Origin of the sequence: Priestia sp. HNGD-A6, assembly GCF_045784335.1 — a bacterium.
In the GTDB taxonomy this organism is placed as follows: domain Bacteria; phylum Bacillota; class Bacilli; order Bacillales; family Bacillaceae_H; genus Priestia; species Priestia zanthoxyli.
In genome coordinates this window covers 3759319-3784442 of sequence record NZ_CP138621.1, presented here as the reverse complement: position 1 = coordinate 3784442, position 25124 = coordinate 3759319, and the positions used below count along the sequence as shown (strand labels likewise).

Here is a 25124-nt window from a genome sequence, read left to right as displayed (position 1 = left end):
TTACACCTTCTTCTGTAAACATGCAATATAAAATCCATCGCTTTGTGCATCTGGCAGCAATTGAATTTCACCATGTTTTACGTTTTGTTTAAGTCTTTGCGGCATGCGTGCAGCAAGCGTTTCGTCTTTTTGAAAATCAGCATGATCTGCTAAAAATGCTGCTACAACATCCCCATTTTCATCCCGATCAATTGTACATGTACTATATACGAGGGTCCCACCTTTTTTTAATAAAGGCGCAACCGCATTTAAAATATCTTGTTGAATACGCGCCAGCTGCTTTACATCCTGCTCAGTTTTTGTATATTTCAAATCAGGTTTACGTCTCATCACACCAAAACCTGAGCACGGGGCATCTACTAAAATGCGGTCAAACATTTCTTTATCAAACTGTTCACCGGCTTTGCGGCTGTCTTGAACCGTTGGCTCAATATTGGTAAGATGCAGACGCTCTGCCTGCTGGGCAATCAGCTTTACTTTATGGTCATGAATGTCCAAGGAAATAACTCTACCACTGTTTTTAAGCTGCTCTGCAATATGAGTTGATTTTCCTCCCGGTGCAGCACAGCTATCTAAAATCAGCTCTTCTGCTTCTGCGCCTAGTGCATGAGCTACTAACATAGAGCTTTCATCTTGAACGGTAAACATTCCTTCACGAAATGCTTGTGTATGAGCTGCATTTCCTTTTTGAACTTCTAGCGCTTCTTCTACAAAATGGCCTGGTTCTACAACAATACCTTCTTTTTCTAGCGCTTCTTTTACTTCATTTTGCGTAAAGCGTGCACTGTTTACTCGGATTGTTTGTTTAGGGGCCATTAAATTAGCTAAACAGATTCCGCGTGTTTTGTCCAATCCATATTGTTCCACCCAGCGTTTTACAAGCCATACTGGATGACTCGTTTCAATTGCCAAGCGCTCCACAGGATTTTGTATTTCTTCTAAAGAAGGCGTGCCGCTGCGCTGAATATTTCGTAAAACGCCGTTTACCATTGAGGCAATTCCTTTGTGACCACGTTTTTTAGCAATTTCTACTGCTTCATGAAGGATTGCCCGGTCAGGTACTCGGTCTAAATACATCATCTGATAAAGAGATAAACGAAGCAGCACTCGCACCCAAGGCTGAAGTTTTTTGGGATTTTTCAAGAAAGGGGCTAACCCGTAATCTAACGTATCGCGTCTTTGAATCGTTCCATACACGATTTCCGTTAACAGCCCTGCATCTTTCCCTTGAATACCACGTTTTTGTATACTGTTATTTAACAATAGATTGCTGAATGCCTGATTTTTTTCAATAGCTAGTAAAATATCTAAAGCTATGTCTCGAACGTTGTACTTACTCATTGACATCCCCTAATACTGTTCCGACTTCAACAGATGTACCTCGTAAATACTGCGCTGCATCCATACGTTTTTTTCCAGCCGGCTGAAGTTCCGTCACTTTAATAGCTGTTTCATTTCCAGTTGCTACTACAAATCCGTCCTCTTCAAGTGATAAAACGGTACCCGGTTTGCCTGATGCGGATACTTTCTCTCCCCACCAAATTTTCATGACTTGACCGTCTGCTGTTGTATAAGCAACGGGCCAAGGATGAAGTCCGCGGATATGATTATAAATTTCTTCTCCTGTACGGGCCCAATCAATTTTCTCTTGTTCACGCTTAATATTGGAAGCAAATGTCGCTTCGCCATCGTTTTGTTTAACCGGCGTAATTTCACCTTTCACAAGAGAAGGAATGGTTTCTGAAAGCAATTTTGCACCAGCAGCGCTGAGTTTATCGTGAAGTGTGCCCACGTGATCACGTTCTTCAATCGGAACTTCTACCTGTGTTAAGATATCACCTGCATCTAATTTTTCTACCATATACATAATTGTAACACCAGTTTTCGGCTTACCTTGTAGAATTGAATAGTGAATCGGCGCGCCTCCGCGCAGTTCAGGTAACAGAGAAGCATGTACGTTAATACAGCCGTATTTAGGCGCTTCTAAAATAGGAGTTGGTAAAATTTGACCAAAAGCCGCTGTTACAATTAGGTCAGGCTCATACGCTAACACTTGCTGATATTCTTCTTCTAAACGAATCTTTTCTGGCTGCAGTACAGGTATTTCATGTTTTAACGCCTCAACTTTTACAGGAGGAGGTGTTAATACGCGCTTGCGTCCTTTTGGTCGGTCCGGCTGTGTAACCACTGCGACCACTTCATATCCATCTTTAAGTAATGTTTGTAAAACCGGCACTGAAAAATCCGGCGTTCCCATAAATACGACTTTCATCGTGTAAAACCTACCCTTCTAGTTCATCCTCTTCGTAATACTTTGTTACTTTTTCCGTGAACAATACACCGTGTAAGTGATCAATTTCATGTTGAATGGCTCGTGCTAAAAAACCTTTTGCTTCTATAAAATAAGGTTTTCCTTTACGATTTTGCGCACGTACTTTCACATAATCAGCTCGAGCCACGTCACCAAAAAGGCCCGGAAAACTTAGGCAGCCTTCTGGACCGATTTGTTCGCCTCGTTGCTCAATAATTACCGGATTAATTAACTCAATTTTACCGTGTCGATCGTCCACGTCTACCACTGCCACTTGCTGCAGAACTCCTACTTGAGGAGCAGCTAGACCCACACCGTCTGCTTCAAGCATTAAATCATACATGCCGTTTAGTAATTTCGCTAATTTATTATCAAAGTTTTTAACGACTTCACACTCTTGTTCAAGTACTTCATTAGGATGGTAAACAAGCTTAAGCTTAGCCAAATAGGCACCTCCTTTATTCTTTCTATTTATATCCAAAAAGCTTCTTCTTTAACGCCATCAAGACGACTAGTTACATCATCGAGTATGGATTCAAATCAATTGTAATCGTTAAATTTTCCTTCTGCATTTCCGCTTGATAACGTTCTAATATATATTTCAACAGCGGAATCAGGCTTGGTTCCAGCTTGTATTTTAACATGCATTGATAGCGATATCTATCTTTTATCTTAGCAATGGGAGATGCGACTGGCCCTAAGATTGTTGTTTGCGGCGAAAGTTTCTGACCCAGATACTGCGAAATTTTGTCTGTAACAGACACCACTTTTGCAATATTTTCATGAGATACCGTTACAAGCGCCAAGTAAAAGAAAGGCGGATATTTATGCATTTTACGAATTTCCATCTCCTGCTTATAAAACGCATCGTAATCATGCTGACTCGCAAGTTGAATGCTGTAGTGCTCAGGCGTGTACGTTTGAATTACTACTTCTCCTGGAAGCTTGTGGCGTCCTGCTCTTCCGCTTACTTGTGTTAAAAGCTGAAACGTTTTTTCAGATGCACGAAAGTCAGGTAAATTCAGCATCGTATCTGCTGTTAAAACGCCTACAAGCGTGACGTTTGGAAAGTCTAGCCCTTTGGCAATCATCTGCGTCCCTAGTAAAATTTGCGCTTCTCCACTTGCAAACTTGTTCAGGAGCTTTTCATGCGCGCCTTTTCGGCTTGTCGTATCAACATCCATTCGTACAACTCTAGCTTCAGGCAGCACTTTTGTTAATTCTTCTTCCACTTTTTGTGTACCAGATCCGAAAAAGCGGATATGTTCGCTGTGGCATTCTGGGCACTCAGTGTGTACATGTTCTTCGTGTCCGCAGTAATGGCACTTTAATTTATTTTGATAGCGGTGATACGTTAGTGAAATTTCACAGTGCTCACATGTCGGAACGTAACCGCAGTCCCTGCACATAACAAAAGAAGAATGGCCTCTTTTATTTAAAAATAAAACGATTTGCTCTCCTTTTTCCAAACGGTTTTTCATCTTTTCAAACAGCATAGTTGAAAACATAGAGCGATTGCCGCTGCGAAGTTCCTCTCTCATATCAACAATATCCACCGACGGCATCGATGACTTATTCATTCTTTGCTTTAACGTCAGTAGCTTATATACACCTTTTTGCGCTCTTGCAAAGGACTCAAGCGTTGGTGTTGCACTTCCTAAAATGACTGGACACTGATGATGCTGCCCTCGGTAAATGGCTACATCTTTTGCATGATAACGGGGGTTTTCTTCTTGTTTATAACTCGTCTCATGTTCTTCATCGATAATAAGAAGGCCTAAATTTTCAAATGGAGCAAATACAGCAGAGCGGGCCCCTACCACAACGGATACTTCTTTTCGCTGAATTTTTCGCCATTCATCGTATTTTTCTCCAGTAGACAAGCCGCTATGAAGCACAGCAACTTTTGAGCCGAACCGCTCTTTAAACCGCTTGACCATCTGAGGGGTAAGTGAAATCTCCGGAACAAGCATAATCGCTTCTTTTCCTTTTTTTAATACTTGATCAATCGATTGGAGATACACTTCTGTTTTTCCGCTTCCCGTTACTCCATACATTAAAAACACATCGTGAAGATTTTCTTCGATGTCCTGCAGAATCGGTGCAATTGCCTCAGCTTGTTCATCGGTCAATTGAAATGGCTTTGACGGTGTAAAGTATCGATCTTGATAAGGATCACGGTATATTTCAATTTCCGTTTCCTCTAAGAGTCCTTTGTTAATCAGCGCTTTTATAGGAGCGGAGGTAATCTGCAAATCTTCCGCTATTTCTTTTATGGCTACTTCTTCATTTCGCTCGAGCATAAAAGACAGCACTTGCTTTTGCTTTTCTGCCTGCTTATTTAACTCGTTCATAAACTGTTGAATGTCTTCAAGGCTTTGATTCAGTTTTACGCCTTTTGCCGTTTTTTTGTTTCCTTTGTTTTTCACCACGTAGACGACTTCAATTAGACCTTTTTGAATATCACGGTGAAAAGCAGGAGCAGCGGCTGTTTTTTCCACTTCACTCCACTTCAGCGAGGATCTTGACTGAAAAAACGGCTTGACTTGCTCATGAAGCTGTTCGTATGCCTCTTTTGAAAGGAGTGACAGTTCTTTATCATATTTTGCTTTCATCGCCGCAGGCAGCATGACTTGAAAAGCCGATATCATAAAACAAAGCGTTTTTTCTGTTAGCCAGTGCCCAATCTCTAACAGTTCAGGAGTCAGAACCGGCGTTAAATCAAGCAGGTCAGCGATTGGTTTAACACGCTTAACTTCAGCCTCTTCTTTAAGAGCCACCACAAACCCTTGAACTTTTCTTGGACCAAACGGAACGACAACTCGCATACCCGGAACAATAATTCCTTTCCATTTGTCAGGAATGGCGTAGTCAAAAGCTCGATCTGTTTGTTTAGCAGCCACGTCCACAATTACACTAGCTACACTCATTTTCTCAGCCCTTCTAACATTTCCTTCACTTCTTTTAACACCTCGGTAGCTACATCGTGTTTTGAAAGAATGGGAAGTTCTTTAGACTCTCCGCTTCGCTTATAGAGCGTCACAATATTTGTGTCCGTCCCAAAACCTGCTCCTTCTGTCGTCACGTTATTGGCTACAATCATATCCAAGTTTTTAGATGCGAGTTTCTTTTGTGCATATTCATCCACTTGTTCTGTTTCTGCTGCAAAGCCGACTAAAAGCTGGTGTTCTTTTCGCTCTCCAAGCGTGCGTAAAATATCTGTTGTTCTCTCTAGCTCTAATACTGCTTCACCAGGCTGCTTTTTCATCTTTTGATCAAACACATGCTTTGGTCGGTAATCTGCCACTGCGGCTGATTTAATGACAACATCTGCTTCATGATAGCGCTGCATAACAGCTTCAAGCATCTGCTGCGCACTTTCAATTTGAACAACCTGCACCCCTTTTGGATACTCTAAATTCGTCGGTCCCGTTACAAGTGTTACCGATGCACCTAACTTAGCAGCTTGTTCTGCAAGAGCATAGCCCATTTTCCCAGTAGAGCGATTGGTGAAAAATCGGACGGGATCAACGCGTTCTACCGTAGGTCCTGCTGTAACCAATACATTGATACCGTCAAAGATTTTTTGTGTATCTGATACTTTGGAAAAATAAGAGCCGATTAGTGAAACAATTGTTTCTGGCTCTTCAAGACGACCTTTTCCTACATAACCGCATGCTAAATACCCTTCTCCTGGTTCTACAAAAGAGTAACCAAATGATGAAAGAGTGCTCATATTTTTTTTAACAGCGGGATGATCGTACATATGAACATTCATTGCAGGCGCAATCCACACAGGTGCAGTAGCAGCCAGCAGCGTTGTGGAAATCATATCATCTGCAAGACCATTTGCTATTTTCCCTATCATATTAGCCGTAGCAGGAGCCACTAAAATTAAATCGGGCCAATCGGCTAAATCAATATGTGCAATCACAGATGGATCTTTTTCATCAAACGTATCTGTATAAACTGGGTTTCGAGACAGAGCTTGAAACGTAAGCGGCGTTACGAACTCGCGTGCTGAAGCAGTCATCATTACTTTAACTTCCGCTCCTGCTTGTACTAATTTACTTGTTAAAGCTACGGCTTTATATACGGCGATTCCGCCGCTAACACATAATAAAATTCGTTTTCCCTTCATCATTATGCCCCCATCTATTTATCCCGCTCAACCAGCATCCGCTTGTTTACTCGGGTAACTATCTAAAGCTTTTCAATTCAATTATTATACCATTTTTGTAGTGAGACATTCACTATCCTGCTTGAATACAAACAAAAGCATCAAAAAAATAACAACCTATAAAGTAGGTTGTTATTTTTTCACTTACTGATGTTTAGAATCTTCTTCTGCTACACCTTGCTTATAGCTTAATTGTTCAGCATTAATTTCTTCTAAAGCACAGCCTACAAACTTATAAGAAACCGGCTTTTCAATCGGCGTATCATTGTGAAGCTGTAATTGACGAGCGCGTTTTGCAGCTACTGTCACAAGCGTGTACTTAGAATCTAATTTTTCCATTAGGGAATCAATTGATGGATAAAGCATGTTTATTCTACCTCCAGCATTCTTTTATAGCGCGCAGAAATACGATCACGACGGCAGTGTTCAGCCGTTACGATAGCACGGATGCGAGCACAAGCATTTTCTACTTTGTCATTTTCTACAACATAATCGTAGGCGTCCATAAGTTCAATTTCTTCTTTTGCCACGCGCATACGGTTATTGATTAAGTCTTCTGTTTCAGTACCGCGGTTTACGATACGACTTTTAAGCTCTGATAAACTCGGCGGTGCCAAGAAGATGAACAAACCTTCTGGAAATGCTTCTTTCACTTGAAGAGCACCTTGCACTTCAATTTCTAGAAATACGTCTTTTCCTTCAGATAACGTTTGTTCTACATAATCAACCGGGGTACCGTAGTAGTTGCCTACGTATTCAGCCCACTCTAATAATTTCTTATTTTCAATCATGCGCTCAAACTCTTCGCGTGGTTTGAAGAAATAGTCAACGCCGTCTACTTCACCTTCGCGGGGCTTTCTTGTTGTTGCAGAGATAGAATACTGCAATTTAATGTCTTCTTGCTCAAACAATGCTTTTCGTACCGTTCCTTTTCCAACACCTGATGGTCCGGAAAGAACGATTAATAAACCTCTTTCAATCATCGGTTCAAGTGACCTACCCTTCTAATAATTCTTCTTTGTTTATAAGTCGCTGCGACACAGTTTCTGGCTGTACAGGAGCTAAAATAACATGATCGCTATCCATAACAATAACAGATCGTGTTTTACGTCCTTGCGTTGCATCTATTAAAGAGCCTCGATCTTTTGCATCTTGAATAATGCGTTTGATTGGAGCTGATTCAGGATGAACGACAGAGATTATACGATTAGAAGAAATAAAATTTCCAAATCCAACGTTCACTAATTTACCGCTCATAAGAAGCCTCCTGCTATACCAATATAATCTTTATCTTACACGAAGGCTATTCAATATTTTGAACCTGCTCTTTTATGCGTTCTAATTGTGCTTTCATACTAATAACATACTGAGCAATAGTACCATTATTTGCCTTCGCACCGATTGTATTCATTTCACGATTCAGCTCTTGAACAAGAAAATCCAGCTTGCGTCCCACTGAATCAGGTGTATTTAATGCTTGAATAAATTGTGAAACATGACTTTGAATTCGCGTAAGTTCTTCGCTAATATCTGCTTTTTCAGCAAAAATAGCTACTTCAGTCAGCACTCGCTGCTCATCGAAAGTACCTTCTAAATAGTCGCTCAGCTTTCTTTTAATACGCTCGCGATATTGTTCAGCAACTTCAGGAGCAAGCTGTGTAATTTTTTCGCGAATGTCTTGAATGTCCTGTAAGTATCCCATTAAATCGTGATACAGCTCTGATCCCTCTCGTTTCCGCATATCCACTAACTGATGAACAGCAGCTTCAACAGCTTCAAAGATTGCACCATGAATACTCGTCTGATCAGCTTCTTCTTCATAAGTTGTCATCACTTCAGGCATGTGTAAAATGTCTTGAATTTGAACAGATTGTGACAGCCCGTGCTTTTCTTTTACTTGCTGCAACGCATTCATGTATTCATCAAGCAGCTGCCAATCCGTCTGCAGTTTCTTTTTTGCCATTTCTTCACCTGAAATAGTAACAAATACTTCTACTCTACCACGTTTTATGTATGTTTGAACGATTTTTTTTATTTTATCTTCAATTTCAATTAATTGTCTTGGCATACGGATAACAATTTCACAAAAACGATGATTAACAGACTTCATTTCCACTGTTACTGATCGATTTTCCACTTCCGCTTTTCCGCGGCCAAAACCAGTCATACTTTTTATCATTATTATCACATCCACTATGTACATCTTACATAAAAAGTATCGTAAAAGAAAGTGTTAGCAAAAAAAAGAAATCTCTCTTCTTTATTCAACCTGTAAAGGCTGCCTTCATGAGTTTTCTCATTTGGGACAGCCTGTATTAAAGTATAGCACAATTTATGAAGGTTTTCTTGTTAAAAGTGAACCAGCAAGTAAAAAAGTTGGAAGGCTTGCAAGTCCTAAAATAACGAGCCATTCCCGCGGTGCAATGGCCATTGTATGGAAAATAGGCTGCAGCGGCGGATAGTAGATGGCCACCAGCATAAGGATAATAGATGAAATAACAGCCCCTACAAGATATAAGTTCTGAAATGGATTCCGATCAAAAATTGATTTTTCACTTCGGCAGTCAAATACGTGAATAAGCTGTGCCATGACAAGTGTGGCAAATGCAATCGTCTGAGCATACTGCAACCGATCTGGGTCATTGTCGTAAACAATCATAAACGCAGCAAGTGTAGCAGCTCCAATTAAAAATCCACGGCTGACTACTTTCCATCCTAATCCTCTTGCAAAAATACCTTCGCGCGGATGCCTTGGATGGCGCTTCATCACGTTGTCCTCTGGCTGGTCTAAGCCAAGAGCCATCGCAGGCAAACCGTCTGTTACTAAGTTTACCCATAGTATCTGAATGGGCACTAGCGGAAGCGGAAGTGCTAAAATCATCGCAAAGAGCATAACTAAAATTTCTCCTACATTTGATGCAAGCAAGTAACGGATAAACTTCCGAATATTTTCATAGATATTTCGCCCTTCTTTGATCGCTGATTTAATAGTGGCAAAATTATCATCAAGCAAAACGAGTGAAGACGCTTCTTTTGCTACGTCTGTCCCGGTGATGCCCATCGCAATGCCTATGTCTGCTGCTTTAATAGCCGGTGCGTCATTTACGCCGTCGCCCGTCATCGCTACAATGTGATCTTTTGCTTGAAGAGCTTTAACAATTTTAAGCTTATGCTCAGGTGATACCCTTGCATATACATAAACATCATCTACTACTTCTTCTAGCTCTTCCTGCGTCATTTTGGATAAATCCGTTCCTTCCAAGACTTGACCGTTTTTCGGTAAAATTCCGAGCTGTTTTGCAATCGCCTGTGCTGTAATAACGTGGTCACCTGTAATCATAACGGTTTTGATGCCTGCGTCTCGGCATTCTTTGACCGCTTGCTTGACCTCTGGTCTTGGCGGATCAATCATTCCTTGAAGCCCGAGGAAAGTCAGGTCTTTTTCTGCTTCCTTCTCTGTATGAACGCTCTCATGTTCTCCTAACGGTCGATATGCAATAGCAATGGTTCGAAGCGCTTGGCTAGCTAACTGATCAATCGCTCCTTTTACTTCATTATGAACCGTTACCGACAGCGTTTGTTGTCTGCTTTCCCACAAAATATTTTTGCTGTTTATAAGCAGCACATCCGGAGCACCTTTTGTTATCACATAGCGTTTATGAGATGCGTCTTCAATGACTACACTCATCATTTTACGCGTTGAATCAAATGGAAACTCTTCAATAATCGTAAACTGCTTTTGAATATTTTCTTTTGTCAGCCCCGCTTTCATCGCGGCAACAAGCAAAGCCGCTTCAGTAGGATCCCCGTCGATAACATATTCTTTATCTTTTCTCGAGATGGATGTTTGATTGCAAAGCAGACCAAACACCAAAAGCTGCTGAAGCGGTTTTTCACTCCGTGTATCAACTTCTCTTTCCTCTCGTGAAAATACGCCCGTAGGTTCATACCCTGTCCCTGATACTCTCCACGTCATTCCTCCCGACCAGAGGTGGGTAACCGTCATTTTATTTTGCGTTAATGTGCCCGTTTTGTCTGAGCAAATGACTGACGCGCATCCTAGTGTCTCAACAGCAGGAAGTTTGCGAACAATGGATCTTTGCTTAATCATGCGCTGTACACCAAGAGATAGCGCCACGGTTACGATGGCAGGAAGACCTTCGGGTATGGCAGCAACAGCTAAGGAAACTCCCGCTAAGAACATACTGTATAAATCATGCCCTTGCAGCACACCAATCCCAACAACTAATACAGTAAGTGCAAGAGCTACAACAATTAAAATTTTGCCCAATTGCTCTAACTTCCGTTGAAGAGGAGTAATCATGGCTTCAGCATTTTGAAGTAAATCAGCAATTTGCCCCATTGCTGTTTTCATTCCAATCCCTACAACGATACCTGTTCCGCTTCCTCTGGTTACAAGGGTACCCATAAACGCCATATTGTCCTGATCTCCAAGCGGCACTTCATCTCCTGACAATGCTTTTATTTGCTTACCAACAGGCAAAGACTCTCCCGTAAGCGCTGATTCTTCAATTTCTAGACTTTTGGCTTCCATAATCCGAAGGTCAGCTCCAATACGGTCTCCGCTCGAAAACTTTACAACGTCTCCTACTACCAGCTCTTTAGATGGTAACTTAACCCATTTTCCTTCACGCATGGCTGCTACTTGAGGAGCCGAAAGCTCTTTTAATGCATGAAGAGATTTCTCTGCTTTTCTTTCTTGGAAGAACCCAAGAAATCCATTAATTACCACAATAGCAATGATAGCAATTGCATCGATGTATTCTCCTAAAAGCCCTGAAATAAGCGTGGCAGCTAGTAAAACCAGTACCATAAAATCTTTAAACTGCTCTAGAAACACAAGAATGGCTGGTTTTTTCTCTCCTTCAGTCAATTCATTAAACCCTTGTTGCTGCTGACGTGCTTTTACTTCTTTGTGTGTAAGACCATGCTGCCTGTCTGTTTTTGTTACTTCTACTATTGCTTTTTCACCTAATTCATACCATTTCATTGCATCTTTTCACACCCTTTTATTTGTAAATGCACCTATTAGATTGTTACAATCTTATATCGTATGCTTATTCAGACTCGTCCTAAAAAATGCTATACTTTTCTATAGGACAATTTTCAATTACTTAAGGATGTGAGCACTGTGTCATTTGATGGTATTTTTACATATGGCATTTTACAAGAATTATCTGAGACCTTGGTTTCAGGACGAATTTCAAAAATATATCAGCCGTTTCCAAACGAGTTGATTTTACAAGTACGCGCTAAAGGTGAAAACCGCAAACTTTTAATCTCAGCTCACCCTAACTATTCACGCGTTCATTTTACAAATGAGCCCTATGAAAATCCATCTGAGCCTCCTATGTTTTGTATGCTTCTTCGCAAGCATTTAGAAGGAAGCATTATTGAACAAGTGTATCAGCTTGGATTAGACCGCATTTTAGTCATTGAAACAAAAGGACGAAATGAAATTGGCGACGTGACGTACAAGCAGCTTATTATTGAAATCATGGGAAGACATAGTAATGTTGTACTTGTAGATAAAGAAAAACAAACGATTATCGACAGTATTAAGCATGTTCCAATGGCCTTGAACAGGCATCGTACGCTTCTACCCGGAGCTCCTTACGTACTGCCTCCTAGCCAAGATAAGCTTCATCCATTTGAAGCGGACGAGGAAACCGTGGTTAAAAAAATTGATTTTAATAGTGGAAAGCTAGCCAGTCAGCTAGTGCAGACCTTCTCAGGGCTTTCTCCTTTAATTGCAAATGAAGTAGTGTTTCGCTCTGGCTTAGCGAATCGTTCTACCCTTCCAAAATCATTCGTCGAAACCATGACGCTGATCAAAGAAGGTCAGTTTACACCGACTCTGACAACCGTTAATCAAAAAGACTATTTTTATTTACTCGAATTAACGCATTTAGAGGGTACGAAAAAAACGTATGCAACTATCAGCGAGCTTCTTGACCGCTATTACTACGGGAAAGCAGAGCGAGATCGTGTAAAGCAGCAAGCGCATGATTTGGTACAGTTTATTTCCACCGAGAAAAAGAAAAATGAGAAAAAAATAAAAAAACTTGAGCAAACGCTGCAAAATGCAGAAAAAGCATCTGATTATCAGCTAGCCGGTGAACTCCTTACGGCCAATTTACACCTTGTCAAAAAAGGAGATGCGAAAGTGGACGTGATTAATTATTACGATGAAAATAGCGGTACACTTACGATTTCATTAGATTCGCAAAAATCACCGTCTCAAAATGCTCAAAGCTATTTTACAAAGTATCAAAAAGCGAAAAATTCCGTTTCGATTGTAATCGAACAGATTGAAAAAGCAAACGAAGAAGTACAGTATTTTGAATCACTTATTCAGCAAATGGATACTGCTACTCACAAAGACATTGCCGAGATTCGCGAAGAGCTTGTGGAAGAAGGATATTTGCGCAACCGTCAGCAAAAGCAAGCAAAAAAACAAAAAAACACCACGCCTACACTTGAACAATACGTTTCAAGCGACGGCACGACGATTTTAGTTGGAAAAAACAATAAGCAAAATGAGTATTTAACAAATCGCCTTGCTGCTCGTGATGACGTTTGGTTTCATACGAAAGATATACCGGGTTCTCACGTTGTTATCCGCAGCCAAGAGCCTTCAGAAGAAACAATTTTAGAAGCGGCTCACCTTGCTGCTTACTTTAGTAAAGCCAAGAATTCAAGTTCGGTACCAGTGGACTATACAAAAATTCGCCATGTAAAAAAACCAAGCGGTGCTAAACCTGGTTTTGTGACGTATGATAATCAGCAAACGGTGTACGTAACGCCTAGCGAAGAACTTGTACTAAAGCTGCGTCAGTCATAACAAAAACCCCCTTTCTATATAGGGGGTTTTTAGTTTAGTTCATCCATGAAGGATCTGAAGGATTTTCACGCCATTTAAATAGCTTTTCCATCGCTTCTTCTTCAATGTATCCCGCTTCGTTTGCCGCCTCTACTAGCGTAGAGTAGTCTGTTAAAGAATAAACTTGAAGTTCTTTTGCTTTAAACAGCTGACGCGCTTTTTCCAGCTCATATGTAAAGATAGAAACAACTCCCAGTACTTCACAACCCTGCGCTTTTAATGCATCGACTGCGGTAAATACACTTCCGCCAGTTGAAATCAAATCTTCAATCACAACTACTTTTTGACCTTTTGTTACTTTTCCTTCAATTTGATTTCCTTGGCCATGTTCTTTTGCTTTGCTTCGCACATAGCACATCGGAAGCTCTAGCGCTTCACTTACCCATGCTGCATGAGGAATACCAGCTGTAGCTGTACCAGCAATCACTTCTGCATTGGCAAAATACGTTTTAATTAAATGCTGCAGACCTTTTGCAATTTCTTTTCGCACTTTTGGGTAGCTAAGCGTTAGACGGTTGTCACAATAAATAGGCGACTTAATTCCAGAGGCCCACGTAAACGGATCGTTCGGTTGAAGGCTTACTGCCTCAATATCAATTAATTGTTTTGCAATTTCTTTTCGTAGTTTTGTCATCGCGTAATACGCTCCCCTTTCCACTGCTGTAACATCTCATAATATGCTTTAAGCGGGTCTTTTGCTTTAGTAATAGAACGTCCAACCACAATGGCACTTGAGCCATATTCTCTCGCTAGCTGAGGCGTTGCTACGCGGACTTGGTCATCTACTGAATCTGCGCCCATACGAATACCCGGCGTTACGGTCAAAAAGTCCTCTCCTGCTGCTTTTCGAATCGAAGGCACTTCATGAGTAGAACATACAACGCCGTCTAGTCCGCTTTTTTTAGCAAGCGCTGCATAATGCGTAACCACTTCTTGCATCGAGTGCGTAATCAGCTGCTGCTCTTTTAGCATTTCATCCGATGTACTTGTTAGCTGAGTAACCGCAATACAATCCGGACGTTTTTTGCCAGCAGCGGTTCCTAAGTCAAGTCCTTCAACGGCTGCTTGCATCATATTCGTTCCGCCGGCTGCGTGAACGTTAACCAAATCCACTTCAAGAGAAGCCAAAGACTTCATTCCTTGCTTTACCGTATTGGGAATATCATGAAGCTTTAAGTCTAAGAAAATCTGGTGGTTTTGCTCTTTTAATGCAGAAATAATGGATAGCCCTTCTTTATAAAACAGTTCCATGCCTACTTTCACAAATAATGATTCTTGTTGAAAAGGCATTAAAAACTGCTGTACATCGTTAATTGATGAAAAATCAAGAGCAATGATTAACGGTTGCTTCACGCTTTTTCCAGCTCCTTCCGATACATTCTGAAACATGCTCGTATCCTAATGATGTTAATAGCCTTGGCAGTTCGTCAATGATGGTTGGGCATACATACGGATCGACAAAGTTTGCTGTACCAACCGCTACGGCACTTGCACCTGCATATAAAAATTCAAGTGCATCTTCAGCAGTCGTCACTCCGCCCATACCGATAATTGGAATGTTTACTTTTTGGCTCACTTCATACACCATTCGAATCGCTACCGGTTTAATTGAAGGTCCTGACAGTCCGCCTGTGCCGTTCGCTAAAACCGGCTGAGCTGTTTTCAAATCCAGACGCATCCCGAGAAGCGTATTGATCATCGTTAAGCCATCCGCGCCAGCTTCTTCAACAGCCATTGCCATGTCTACAATATTGGATACGTTTGGTGATAGTTTAACATAAACTGGAACATTTGAAACATCTTTTACCGCTTTTGTTAAACGAGCAGCGATGACAGGATCTACGCCAAACGCAATTCCGCCTTCCTTTACGTTAGGACATGAAATATTCAATTCAAGTGCTTTCACATTTGATACGGTTGAAATTTCTTTTGCTACGTGCACATATTCTTCAATTGAAGCACCGGCTACGTTCGCGATAATCGGCACATCATATTGCTGAAGCCAAACGAGCTCTTCATTCATTACTTTTTCTAGCCCAGGATTTTGTAATCCAATCGCATTTAACATTCCTGCAGATGTCTCCGCTACGCGAGGAGTTGGATTGCCAAAACGAGTTTCAGCAGTAGTCGCTTTAATCATAATGGCTCCAAGTGCATCAAGTGAATAAAATTGAGCATACTCACGCCCAAATCCAAAGCAGCCGGATGCTGGCATAATTGGATTTTTCAAATCTAACCCTGGCAATGTCGTTTTTAGCATACTCATAGAAGCACCTCCCCTGCTTGAAAGACGGGACCGTCGCTGCAGATTTTTTTATACGCCGTAGAATCTTCACTTTCCCTGCATACACATGCAAAGCAAGCGCCGATTCCACAGCCCATTCTTTCTTCTAAAGAAATGTAAAGCGGCTTGTTTGTATAATTATTTTCTAGTGCTTTTAACATCGGAGTTGGACCGCATGAAAACATAACGTCATATGAAAACTGATGCTCGTCAATCACCGTTGTGACAAAACCTTTTGTTCCGTAAGAGCCGTCTACCGTTGCAATATATGTTTCTCCTAAAGCTAAAAACTCTCGTTCATAAAATACGTCTGCTTTTGATTGAAAACCCAGGACGTGGATAACCTGCACGCCTTTTTCACGAAGTCTTTTTGAAAGCTCATAGAGCGGAGGCACTCCAATGCCTCCCCCTACTAATAAAGCCGTTTGACCTGACTCTATTGCATCTAATGGAAAACCGTGGCCAAGGGGACCTAACACGTCAATCGACTGGCCGGCTTGTTTTTCGGCGAGCAGCGATGTTCCCGCCCCTTCTGCACGGTAAATCATCGTAAATTGTTCGTGCGTTTGATCAATTTCTGCAATACTGATTGGTCTGCGAAGCAGTGGCAAATAGTCGTTGTTGACGCGGATATGCACAAACTGCCCCGGCTCATTCATGAAACGAACAAGCTCGCCTTGAAGGGTTAATTCATATACATTGTGTGTTAACGGTCGCTGACTGACGACTTGCATCATTTCATGTTTGATCATACGGTTGTCACCTCTTTGGTTGGACGAACTTTTTTCATTGGCGTTGTATGGAAGCTGATCGTTTCAAGCACTCGTAAAATCGCTTCTGCTGTATCAAGTGATGTTAAGCAAGGCACGCCATTTTCAACTGCTTCACGGCGAATTTTAAATCCGTCACGCGCAGGCTGTTTTCCTTTTGTTAGCGTGTTGATGACCAGCTGGGCTTCACCTTTTCGTATCACATCTAAAAGATTGTGATCTTCATGATGAATTTTATTTACTATTTTTACGCGAATGTCTTCTTTTGTAAACGTTGAAGCTGTTCCTTCCGTTGCAATCACCTGGTAGCCAATATTAGCAAAGCGCTTTGCTAACGCTGTTGCCTCTTCCTTATCTTTATCCGCTACTGTCATAAGTACTGAACCGTACGGCTTAATGGACATACCTGACGCAATTAGTCCTTTATATAATGCTTTTTCGTACGTTGAATCTTGCCCCATTACTTCTCCAGTAGATTTCATTTCAGGTCCAAGCGTAATATCTACGCGGCGCAGCTTTGCAAATGAGAAGACCGGCACTTTTACGTAGACGCCTTCTTCTTCAGGGTGCATGCCTGATTCATAGCCAAGATCTTTTAAACTTGTTCCTAAAATTACTTTTGTTGCCACATTCGCCATCGGAATACGCGTGATTTTACTTAAGAACGGCACCGTACGGCTTGAACGAGGATTTACTTCAAGAACAAACACTTCTCCTTTTGATAAGACGAACTGAATGTTAAGCAGTCCAATAATGTTTAAGCCTTTTGCAATTCGTGTTGTGTAATCAATGATCGTATCTTTTACGTCCTGTGACAGAGTTTGCGGTGGGTATACAGCGATGGAGTCGCCTGAGTGGACACCCGCGCGCTCTACATGCTCCATGATTCCTGGAATAACCACTGTTTCACCGTCTGAAATGGCATCGACTTCAATCTCTTTTCCTGTTAAGTAGCGGTCGATTAATACAGGATGATCAGCGTGTACTTTTACCGCGTGTTTCATATAATGAAGCAGCTCTTCTTCTTTGTACACAATTTCCATCGCGCGTCCGCCCAGTACGTATGAAGGACGTACAAGCACCGGATAACCAATTTCTTTTGCCACAACCACTGCTTCTTCAACTGAAGTAACCGTCTTTCCAAGCGGCTGAGGTACTTCTAAACGCGCTAGCGTCGCTTCGAATTTTTTACGGTCTTCCGCTGCATCTAAGCTTTCAAGCGACGTACCTAAGATCTTGACCCCTCTTGCTTCTAGCTCATCCGCTAAGTTGATTGCTGTTTGACCACCGAACTGTACAACCACACCTTCTGGTTTTTCTAAATCGATGATATGCATCACATCTTCAATCGTCAGCGGCTCGAAGTATAATTTATCTGAAATACTGAAGTCAGTTGACACTGTTTCTGGATTGTTATTGACAATAATCGCTTCGTATCCAGCTTCTTTAATCGCCCACACCGAGTGAACCGTTGCATAGTCAAACTCAATTCCTTGCCCGATGCGGATCGGACCTGACCCTAACACTACAACGCTTTTACGATCTGTAACAATCGATTCATTTTCATCTTCAAACGTACCGTAGAAATATGGTGTTGTAGATTCAAATTCTGCTGCACATGTATCTACCGTTTTGTATACTGGCATCACGCCGTTTTGTTTGCGGAAGTCGTATACTTCACGCTCTGTTTGATTCCATAGCTTAGCAATCGTGCAGTCTGCAAATCCCATTTCTTTTGCTTCCTGTAAAACTTCTACATTATGAATCTCTTCTTTTAACACATTTTCAAAAGCAATCACTTTTTCAAGTTTTACTAAGAAGAAAAGATCGATTTTGCTCCACTCGTGAATTTGCTGAATTGTTACGCCGCGGCGAATGGCTTCTGCGACGTAGAATAATCGCTCATCGCCAGCTTTGCGAATACGTTTTTCAATAATGGCATCATCAAATTCATGCGCATCTTTTAGCTCTAAGTGATGAACGTTTGACTCAAGTGAGCGTACGGCTTTTAAAATTGACTCTTCGAACGTGCGGCCAATTGCCATTACTTCCCCTGTTGCCTTCATCTGTGTACCTAGTTTACGGTTAGCTGATTCAAATTTATCAAACGGCCAGCGTGGAATTTTAGATACGATGTAATCTAGTGCAGGTTCGAAACATGCGTATGTCTTCCCAGTTACCGGGTTCATCATTTCATCTAATGTTAACCCTACCGCAATTTTTGCGGCTAATTTTGCAATTGGATACCCTGTTGCTTTTGATGCTAAGGCCGACGAACGGCTTACACGAGGGTTTACTTCAATTACGTAATACTGGAAGCTTTCTGGGTCTAGTGCTAGCTGAACGTTACATCCGCCTTCGATTTTAAGCGCTCGGATAATTGTTAGTGACGCATTTCTAAGCAGCTGATACTCACGGTCGCTTAGCGTTTGGCTTGGTGCTACAACAATTGAATCTCCCGTATGAATACCGACCGGGTCAAAGTTTTCCATATTACATACTACAATCGCATTATCGTTTGCATCGCGCATTACTTCATATTCAATTTCTTTAAAGCCTGCAATGCTTTTCTCAAGTAAGCACTGTGTTACAGGACTGTGTTTTAACCCACTTGTTACAATTTCAATCAGCTCTTGCTCGTTGTTACAAATTCCGCCTCCCGTACCGCCAAGCGTATAAGCAGGACGCACGATTACCGGATAGTTTACTTGTTCAACAAACGCATACGCTTCGTCTAGTGAATGAATGATTTCACTTGCTGGGACAGGCTGATTTAGTTCATTCATTAATGAACGGAACTGCTCACGGTCTTCAGCTTGTTCAATCGCTGATAATTTTGTCCCGAGAATTTCTACGTTAAATTCTTCTAAAATGCCCGTTTCGTGTAATTCTACCGCTAAGTTCAGTCCCGTTTGACCGCCAAGCGTTGGAAGCAGTGCATCCGGGCGTTCTTTACGAATAATTGAGCTTACAAATTCAACCGTTAGAGGTTCAATATATACTTTGTCTGCCATTTCTGAATCTGTCATGATTGTTGCAGGATTGGAGTTCACAAGAATAACTTTGTATCCTTCTTCTTTTAACGCAATACATGCTTGCGCTCCTGCATAGTCAAACTCTGCCGCCTGTCCAATGACGATTGGTCCTGATCCGATTACGAGAATTGTGTTAATATCTTGACGTTTTGGCATTAGCAATTACCTACTTTCTGATTGTTTTTCATAAGATCCATAAATTCGTTGAACAATCCGTTTGCATCTTCAGGTCCCGGTGATGCTTCAGGGTGATACTGAACCGTAAATGCCGGATATTCTTTATGCTTTACTCCTTCAACTGTTCCATCGTTAAGCGCAACGTGCGTCACTTCTAATGGCGTGTTGACAAGAGATGGCTCACACACTGTATAGCCGTGGTTTTGAGATGTAAGAGCTACTTTATTGGTTTTTAGATCCTTTACAGGATGGTTGGATCCACGATGACCAAATTTCATTTTTTCTGTATCTGCTCCGCATGCTAGGGCAAACAGCTGATGTCCTAAACAAATTCCGAAAAGCGGAACCTTCCCTAAAACCCCTTGAATCATCTCGATTGCTTCAGGTACGTCTTTTGGGTCTCCAGGTCCGTTGCTTAACATGATGCCATCTGGATTTAATTGAAGAATTTCTTGCGCAGTTACGTTATAAGGAACCACAATCACGTCGCATTGACGAGCTGTTAATTCACGTAAAATTCCGTGTTTCATTCCAAAGTCAACGAGTACCACTTTTTTACCTCTGCCTGGGCTTGGGTAAGGCTTCACCGTTGATACTTTTTTAACTGAATCAGTTGGAAGTTCATGATTTTGAAGCTGTGCTACCACTTCTTCTACATTGACTTCCATGCTGCATACGCGTCCGCGAAGCGCACCGTGCTGACGAATTTTTCTCGTTAATTTTCGCGTGTCGATTCCAGCTAATCCTGGAATATCTTTTTGTTTTAAAAATTCATCTACTGATAGTTCGCTTCTGAAGTTTGAAGGAGCATCACAAATTTCTTTTACAATCAAACCGTGTACAGCTGGTTCAATCGACTCAAAGTCATCGCGGTTAATACCGTAGTTTCCGATTAAAGGATATGTTAATGTCACAATTTGTGCACAGTATGATGGATCAGATAGAATTTCTTGATATCCTGTCATTCCCGTGTTGAAAACAACTTCTCCTGTCATTTCTTTGTCGCTGCCGAATCCTTTTCCGATAAATACTGTTCCATCTTCTAAAATTAGTTGACGTTGCATGCTTTAACATCCTCCCATACTCGTTTACCTTCTACTAATGTCATTACCGGCCAACCTTTGCATACCCAGTTAGCAAACGGCGTGTTTTTACCTTTGGATACAAATTCTTCTGGATTAATTGCTTTTTCTGTTTCAAGATCAATGATGGTTAAATCCGCTGTTTTTCCCACTTCAATCGTGCCATAAGGAAGATTGAATGTTTCAGCCGGCTTGTTTGTTAAATACGATACTAGCTGCTCTAGCGTCATTACTTCTTTTAATACCAAGTTTGTATAAAGAAGCGGGAAAGCTGTTTCAAGTCCCACAATTCCAAACGGCGCAAGCTCCATTCCTTCTGCTTTTTCGTCCGCTGTGTGCGGTGCGTGATCAGTGGCGATAAAATCAAGCGTTCCGTCTAATAAAGCTTCAATTAATGCCTGTTGATCATCTTTTCCTCGAAGCGGCGGATTCATTTTGAAATTCGAATCAAGTCCCGGGATATCTTCTTCATTTAGTAACAGATGATGAGGCGTTACTTCTGCAGTTACGCGAATGCCTGCTTTTTTCGCATCACGAATGGCGCGAATGGATTCTTTTGTACTTACGTGACACACATGGTAGTGACAGTTTGCTGCTTCAGCAAGCAGGACATCTCGTGCAATTTGAACGGCTTCGCAGATAGATGGGATACCGTTTAGTCCATGTTCTTTTGCAAATTTCCCGTCGTGTACGCAGCCTTTGTTAATTAAATCATTATCTTCACAGTGTGCAACGATTGCTTTGTTTAATGAAGCGGCTTTTTTCATCGCTTCTAGCATCATTCCTGTTGACTGAACCCCTACTCCATCATCTGTAAAAGCAAATGCTCCCGCTTCTTTTAAGCCTTCAAAGTCCGTTAATTCTTTTCCCAATTGACGAGTAGTAATCGATGCGTACGGTAATACGCGCACATGTGCTGTTTGTTCAATGCGCTTGTTTACCCACTCCATTTGTTCAACAGTATCAGGCACTGGACGCGTGTTCGGCATTGCAGCAATTGCTGTAAAACCGCCCTTTGCAGCTGCTAGAGTACCTGTTTCAATTGTTTCTTTCTTTTCTCCCCCTGGCTCACGCAAGTGAACATGAACATCGATTAAACCCGGTGATAAGAAGTTCCCGCCTGCATCAATGACTTCTTCATTCTCTACGTCAATGTGTGAAGCTATTTCAGCAATTACACCATTTTCAATTTTCAGTTCGACTTTTTCAATTTTTCCTTCATTTGACCATGTAGCATTTTTGATAATTGTTGTCATTATTAAGTCCCCTTTCAATTGGTTGTAGCGCTCTTGCTAATACTGCCATGCGAATGTACACGCCATTTTGCATTTGTTTAAAAATTCTTGAGCGTTCACATTCAACGAGCTCATCTGCAATTTCGACTCCTCTGTTCACCGGAGCTGGATGAAGAATAATGCTATGTGATTTCATTTTCCGCTCTCGTTCAACGGTTAATCCGAAGCGGCTATGGTAGTTCTTTGCAAGCTCTGAAGTGTTCTCTTCATGCCTTTCAAATTGAATACGCAGTAGCATCACAACATCGACCGTTTCGATTGCTTCATCGATATCAAGATATGTACCGTGTCTGTTCTCTTCATCTTTCCATTCTTCAGGTCCCGCAAAATATACGGTCGCCCCTAGTTTTGTCAGCATTTCTGCATTCGATCTCGCTACGCGGCTATGTCGCAAATCTCCGACTATTGCGACTTTTAATCCTTTAAACGAGCCGAACTCTTGGCGAATTGTCAGTAGATCAAGCAGACACTGAGTTGGATGCTGACCGCATCCGTCTCCTGCATTAATGATGGGAATCGATACTTTTTCCTGCAGTGCTTCATAATAACGATCTTGCGGGTGGCGAATAACAACTGACTGAACACCGATTGAAGCTAATGTTTCAATCGTGTCATAAAGCGTTTCTCCTTTTTGGACGCTTGAAGTTGTTACTTCAAACGGAATTGTTGTTAATCCTAGCTGCTGTTCTGCCATTTCAAAGCTGCATCGAGTACGCGTGCTCGCTTCAAAAAATAAGTTGGCAACAAACATTTTCTCTTCCGGTTTCCATCCTTGTTTATTCGTTCGATAGTTTTCAGCGCTGTCTAAAATCTCTAGAATTTCATTTGTTTCTAGTGTTGAGACTGTCACTAAATGTTTCATATCGATTCCCTCCATTTTTGCTTTCCTCGCATTTCTTTATAAAAAACACCCTTTCTAACTTAGAAAGGGTGTAAGAAAACAAGCTTCGTCTATAACGCGCTTTTCACACACCCTTAGAAACCTCTCTGGATTTCAATTAAAAGGCGTTCTATGAAATTTTTCGTGCTGACGTTTGTTGAACGTTTTCTGCTTCTTTTATCTTCTCTTTCGGCAGAACTAGATTCAGCAGAACTCCCATGATAGCAGACAGTGCCATGCTATCAATCTTTACATGTTCTGAGATATCTAAGTGTGCTCCTCCGATTCCTAACACTAAGATAATCGAAGCAATCATTAAGTTTCGTTTTGATCCAAGATCTACCTTTGCATCCACCATCATGCGCAAGCCTGATGAAGCAATGATTCCGAATAAGAGAATTGAAATCCCACCCATGACCGGCGTTGGTATACTTGAAATAAGAGCGTTGATTTTGCCGACAAACCCGAACAAAATCGCGAAGACTGCTGCTCCTGCTATTACAAATACGCTAAGCACCTTTGTGATGGCTAACACTCCGATGTTCTCACCATATGTTGTGTTTGGAGGTCCGCCGATCAGCGCAGCAAGCATAGTGGCTACTCCGTCTCCTAAAATCGATCTGTGCAGCCCTGGCTTTTCAATATAGTTTCGATCCACAATCTTATTTAAAACAAGAATGTGTCCAATATGTTCTGAAAGTGTTACGACTGCTACAGGTACCATGATAAGCACAATCCCTAATGAAATGGACGGCGTGTATGTGACGAACGGCACGTAGAAGTGAGGTATTTCAATCCACTCTGCTTTCATTACCTTTGAAAAGTCTACCAATCCTTGTGTATAAGCAAAGATGTATCCGCCGATAATTCCCATCAGTACCGGAATCAGGCTGATAATGTTTTTAAAGAAGATTGAGCAAGCAACTGTTATCGCTAGTGTCACAAGCGCAACCATCAGGTAAGTTAAGCTGTAATTTCCTTTTGCATCGTTCATCGCCATGCCTACTGCTGTATTAGCTAATCCTAAGCCTATAACCATAATAACTGGTCCTACTACAACCGGAGGAAGCAGCTTCATAATCCAATTGATTCCTGTTCCTTTTATAATCAAAGCAACGATTCCATACACAAGTCCGGCTAAGAAACAGCCAACCATCGTTTCTTCAGGTCCAAACGAAGCTTTTGCGAAAATGATTGGCGTGATGAACGCGAACGATGAACCAAGGTAAGAAGGAATTTGACCTCTTGTAATGAGCAGGAAAGCAAGCGTTCCTACCCCGCTTGAAATCAAAGCAATTGCCGGGCTGAATCCGACCAGGAAAGGCACTAACACCGTCGATCCAAACATTGCAAACAAATGCTGCAGACTCAATGTTAACCAATTTACTGCTTTTGGTTTATCATGTATATCAAGTACAAAATCTCGTTGTTGACTCATATGTTTTTCCTCCTATCACTATAAAAAAACCTCTTTACGCAGAGGCAAAGAGGTTTTCAGCATACAAGGAAGACGCTATACCGCAGTATAGTTTTCCTTGTATAGTGACCCCCCTTTTGCAGCCTCACGGGACTACCATTTAAAAGGGTATATAATTTATTTTTCGTAAATAGACACGTGGTCTTTTTCGTCTACTTCCATTAAATGCACCGCAATTTTTTCACTTTTAGCTGTCGGTACGTTTTTGCCAACATAGTCTGCTCGAATCGGCAGCTCGCGGTGCCCTCTATCCACTAAAACAGCCAGCTGAATGAGTTCAGGTCGGCCGATATCAATCAGTGCATCAAGTGCTGCTCGAACCGTACGGCCCGTATATAACACATCGTCTACTAAGATGACGTTCTTATTTGCAATATCTGTCGGAATATCTGATCCTTTTACGAGAGGTTCGTCATTGCTTGTCACTTTCGATAAATCATCTCGGTAAAGCGTGATGTCTAGTTCTCCGACTGGCAATGTGTTTCCTTCAATTTGTGCAATTCGTTCTGCTAAACGTTTTGCGATATAAATACCTCGCGTTTTAATCCCCACTAGCACACAATTTTCGATTCCTTTATTCTTTTCAATAATCTCATGTGCAATTCGAGTTAAAGCGCGGCGGATAGCCTGTTCGTCAAGGACGGTAGCTTTTACGTTCACTGTTTTTCACCTCAAGTTGTTGACATAAAAAAATCCTCTTGCCTTGAGGCAAGAGGATTTGGTTTTAGA

General features: G+C 41.5%; 21 protein-coding genes. 1 reads left to right on the top strand and 20 read right to left on the bottom strand.

The genetic code is table 11. From position 1 onward, the window contains the following. The 10 genes from rsmB to SCI76_RS19305 all read right to left on the bottom strand — a co-directional run bounded on the left by rsmB (window position 1) and on the right by SCI76_RS19305 (window position 11502). Window positions 1–1341 (bottom strand): 16S rRNA (cytosine(967)-C(5))-methyltransferase RsmB, encoded by a 1341-nt coding sequence (rsmB, locus tag SCI76_RS19350; protein ID WP_028411454.1) that lies wholly within the window; start codon window positions 1339–1341, stop codon window positions 1–3. Beyond that, on the bottom strand, window positions 1334–2272 hold the full coding sequence (fmt, locus tag SCI76_RS19345; RefSeq protein WP_028411455.1) for a methionyl-tRNA formyltransferase: 939 nt from the start codon (window positions 2270–2272) through the stop codon (window positions 1334–1336). The genes rsmB and fmt overlap by 8 nt, the downstream gene beginning before the upstream one ends. Window positions 2273–2282: 10 nt before the next feature. Next, on the bottom strand, window positions 2283–2756 hold the full coding sequence (gene def, locus SCI76_RS19340) for a peptide deformylase (protein WP_013084828.1): 474 nt from the start codon (window positions 2754–2756) through the stop codon (window positions 2283–2285). 70 nt (window positions 2757–2826) lie between these two features. Then, window positions 2827–5241 (bottom strand): primosomal protein N', encoded by a 2415-nt coding sequence (priA, locus tag SCI76_RS19335; RefSeq protein WP_028411456.1) that lies wholly within the window; start codon window positions 5239–5241, stop codon window positions 2827–2829. Continuing rightward, entirely contained in the window at window positions 5238–6455 is a 1218-nt protein-coding gene (coaBC, locus tag SCI76_RS19330; RefSeq protein WP_063248574.1) for a bifunctional phosphopantothenoylcysteine decarboxylase/phosphopantothenate--cysteine ligase CoaBC, read from the bottom strand. The genes priA and coaBC overlap by 4 nt, the downstream gene beginning before the upstream one ends. Before the next feature lie 180 nt (window positions 6456–6635). Then, window positions 6636–6857, bottom strand: coding sequence for a DNA-directed RNA polymerase subunit omega (gene rpoZ / locus SCI76_RS19325; RefSeq protein ID WP_013058926.1), 222 nt, complete (start codon window positions 6855–6857; stop codon window positions 6636–6638). 2 nt (window positions 6858–6859) lie between these two features. After that, window positions 6860–7474, bottom strand: a complete 615-nt coding sequence (gene gmk / locus SCI76_RS19320; protein ID WP_013058927.1) for a guanylate kinase — start codon at window positions 7472–7474, stop codon at window positions 6860–6862. A 13-nt stretch (window positions 7475–7487) separates the two neighbouring features. Then, window positions 7488–7748, bottom strand: a complete 261-nt coding sequence (locus SCI76_RS19315; protein WP_013084831.1) for a DUF370 domain-containing protein — start codon at window positions 7746–7748, stop codon at window positions 7488–7490. Between the two features lie 46 nt (window positions 7749–7794). Continuing rightward, complete coding sequence (locus SCI76_RS19310; protein WP_028411458.1) at window positions 7795–8670, bottom strand: YicC/YloC family endoribonuclease; 876 nt, start codon at window positions 8668–8670, stop codon at window positions 7795–7797. A 153-nt stretch (window positions 8671–8823) separates the two neighbouring features. Further along, window positions 8824–11502: a cation-translocating P-type ATPase gene (locus tag SCI76_RS19305; protein ID WP_028411459.1), complete on the bottom strand. Its 2679-nt coding sequence runs from the start codon at window positions 11500–11502 to the stop codon at window positions 8824–8826. 141 nt (window positions 11503–11643) lie between these two features. Here SCI76_RS19305 and SCI76_RS19300 point away from each other — a divergent pair, with 141 nt between their 5' ends. Further along, entirely contained in the window at window positions 11644–13356 is a 1713-nt protein-coding gene (locus SCI76_RS19300; RefSeq protein WP_196763275.1) for an NFACT family protein, read from the top strand. A 34-nt stretch (window positions 13357–13390) separates the two neighbouring features. On the opposite strand, the gene pyrE is transcribed toward SCI76_RS19300, so the two are convergent. The 10 genes from pyrE to pyrR all read right to left on the bottom strand — a co-directional run bounded on the left by pyrE (window position 13391) and on the right by pyrR (window position 25055). Continuing rightward, window positions 13391–14029, bottom strand: a complete 639-nt coding sequence (gene pyrE, locus SCI76_RS19295) for an orotate phosphoribosyltransferase (RefSeq protein ID WP_063248572.1) — start codon at window positions 14027–14029, stop codon at window positions 13391–13393. Next, the gene (gene pyrF, locus SCI76_RS19290) at window positions 14026–14748 is read right to left on the bottom strand and encodes an orotidine-5'-phosphate decarboxylase (protein ID WP_028411462.1); all 723 of its coding nucleotides are present in this window, start codon (window positions 14746–14748) and stop codon (window positions 14026–14028) included. The genes pyrE and pyrF overlap by 4 nt, the downstream gene beginning before the upstream one ends. Continuing rightward, the gene (locus SCI76_RS19285; protein ID WP_013058933.1) at window positions 14720–15661 is read right to left on the bottom strand and encodes a dihydroorotate dehydrogenase; all 942 of its coding nucleotides are present in this window, start codon (window positions 15659–15661) and stop codon (window positions 14720–14722) included. Before SCI76_RS19285 ends, pyrF begins: the two co-directional genes overlap by 29 nt. Then, complete coding sequence (locus SCI76_RS19280; RefSeq protein ID WP_034265289.1) at window positions 15658–16431, bottom strand: dihydroorotate dehydrogenase electron transfer subunit; 774 nt, start codon at window positions 16429–16431, stop codon at window positions 15658–15660. Before SCI76_RS19280 ends, SCI76_RS19285 begins: the two co-directional genes overlap by 4 nt. After that, window positions 16428–19640, bottom strand: coding sequence for a carbamoyl-phosphate synthase large subunit (gene carB / locus SCI76_RS19275; protein WP_014458390.1), 3213 nt, complete (start codon window positions 19638–19640; stop codon window positions 16428–16430). The genes SCI76_RS19280 and carB overlap by 4 nt, the downstream gene beginning before the upstream one ends. Then, window positions 19640–20725 carry a carbamoyl phosphate synthase small subunit gene (locus tag SCI76_RS19270; protein ID WP_028411464.1) on the bottom strand — a complete coding sequence of 362 codons (1086 nt, stop codon included), beginning with the start codon at window positions 20723–20725 and terminating at the stop codon, window positions 19640–19642. The genes carB and SCI76_RS19270 overlap by 1 nt, the downstream gene beginning before the upstream one ends. Then, on the bottom strand, window positions 20710–21999 hold the full coding sequence (locus tag SCI76_RS19265) for a dihydroorotase (protein ID WP_063248571.1): 1290 nt from the start codon (window positions 21997–21999) through the stop codon (window positions 20710–20712). Before SCI76_RS19265 ends, SCI76_RS19270 begins: the two co-directional genes overlap by 16 nt. Continuing rightward, window positions 21962–22900: an aspartate carbamoyltransferase catalytic subunit gene (locus SCI76_RS19260; RefSeq protein WP_028411466.1), complete on the bottom strand. Its 939-nt coding sequence runs from the start codon at window positions 22898–22900 to the stop codon at window positions 21962–21964. The genes SCI76_RS19265 and SCI76_RS19260 overlap by 38 nt, the downstream gene beginning before the upstream one ends. Window positions 22901–23048: 148 nt before the next feature. Continuing rightward, window positions 23049–24356: a uracil-xanthine permease family protein gene (locus SCI76_RS19255; protein ID WP_028411467.1), complete on the bottom strand. Its 1308-nt coding sequence runs from the start codon at window positions 24354–24356 to the stop codon at window positions 23049–23051. 156 nt (window positions 24357–24512) lie between these two features. Then, window positions 24513–25055 (bottom strand): bifunctional pyr operon transcriptional regulator/uracil phosphoribosyltransferase PyrR, encoded by a 543-nt coding sequence (gene pyrR, locus SCI76_RS19250; RefSeq protein WP_013058940.1) that lies wholly within the window; start codon window positions 25053–25055, stop codon window positions 24513–24515. Between the last annotated feature and the right edge of the window lie 69 nt (window positions 25056–25124).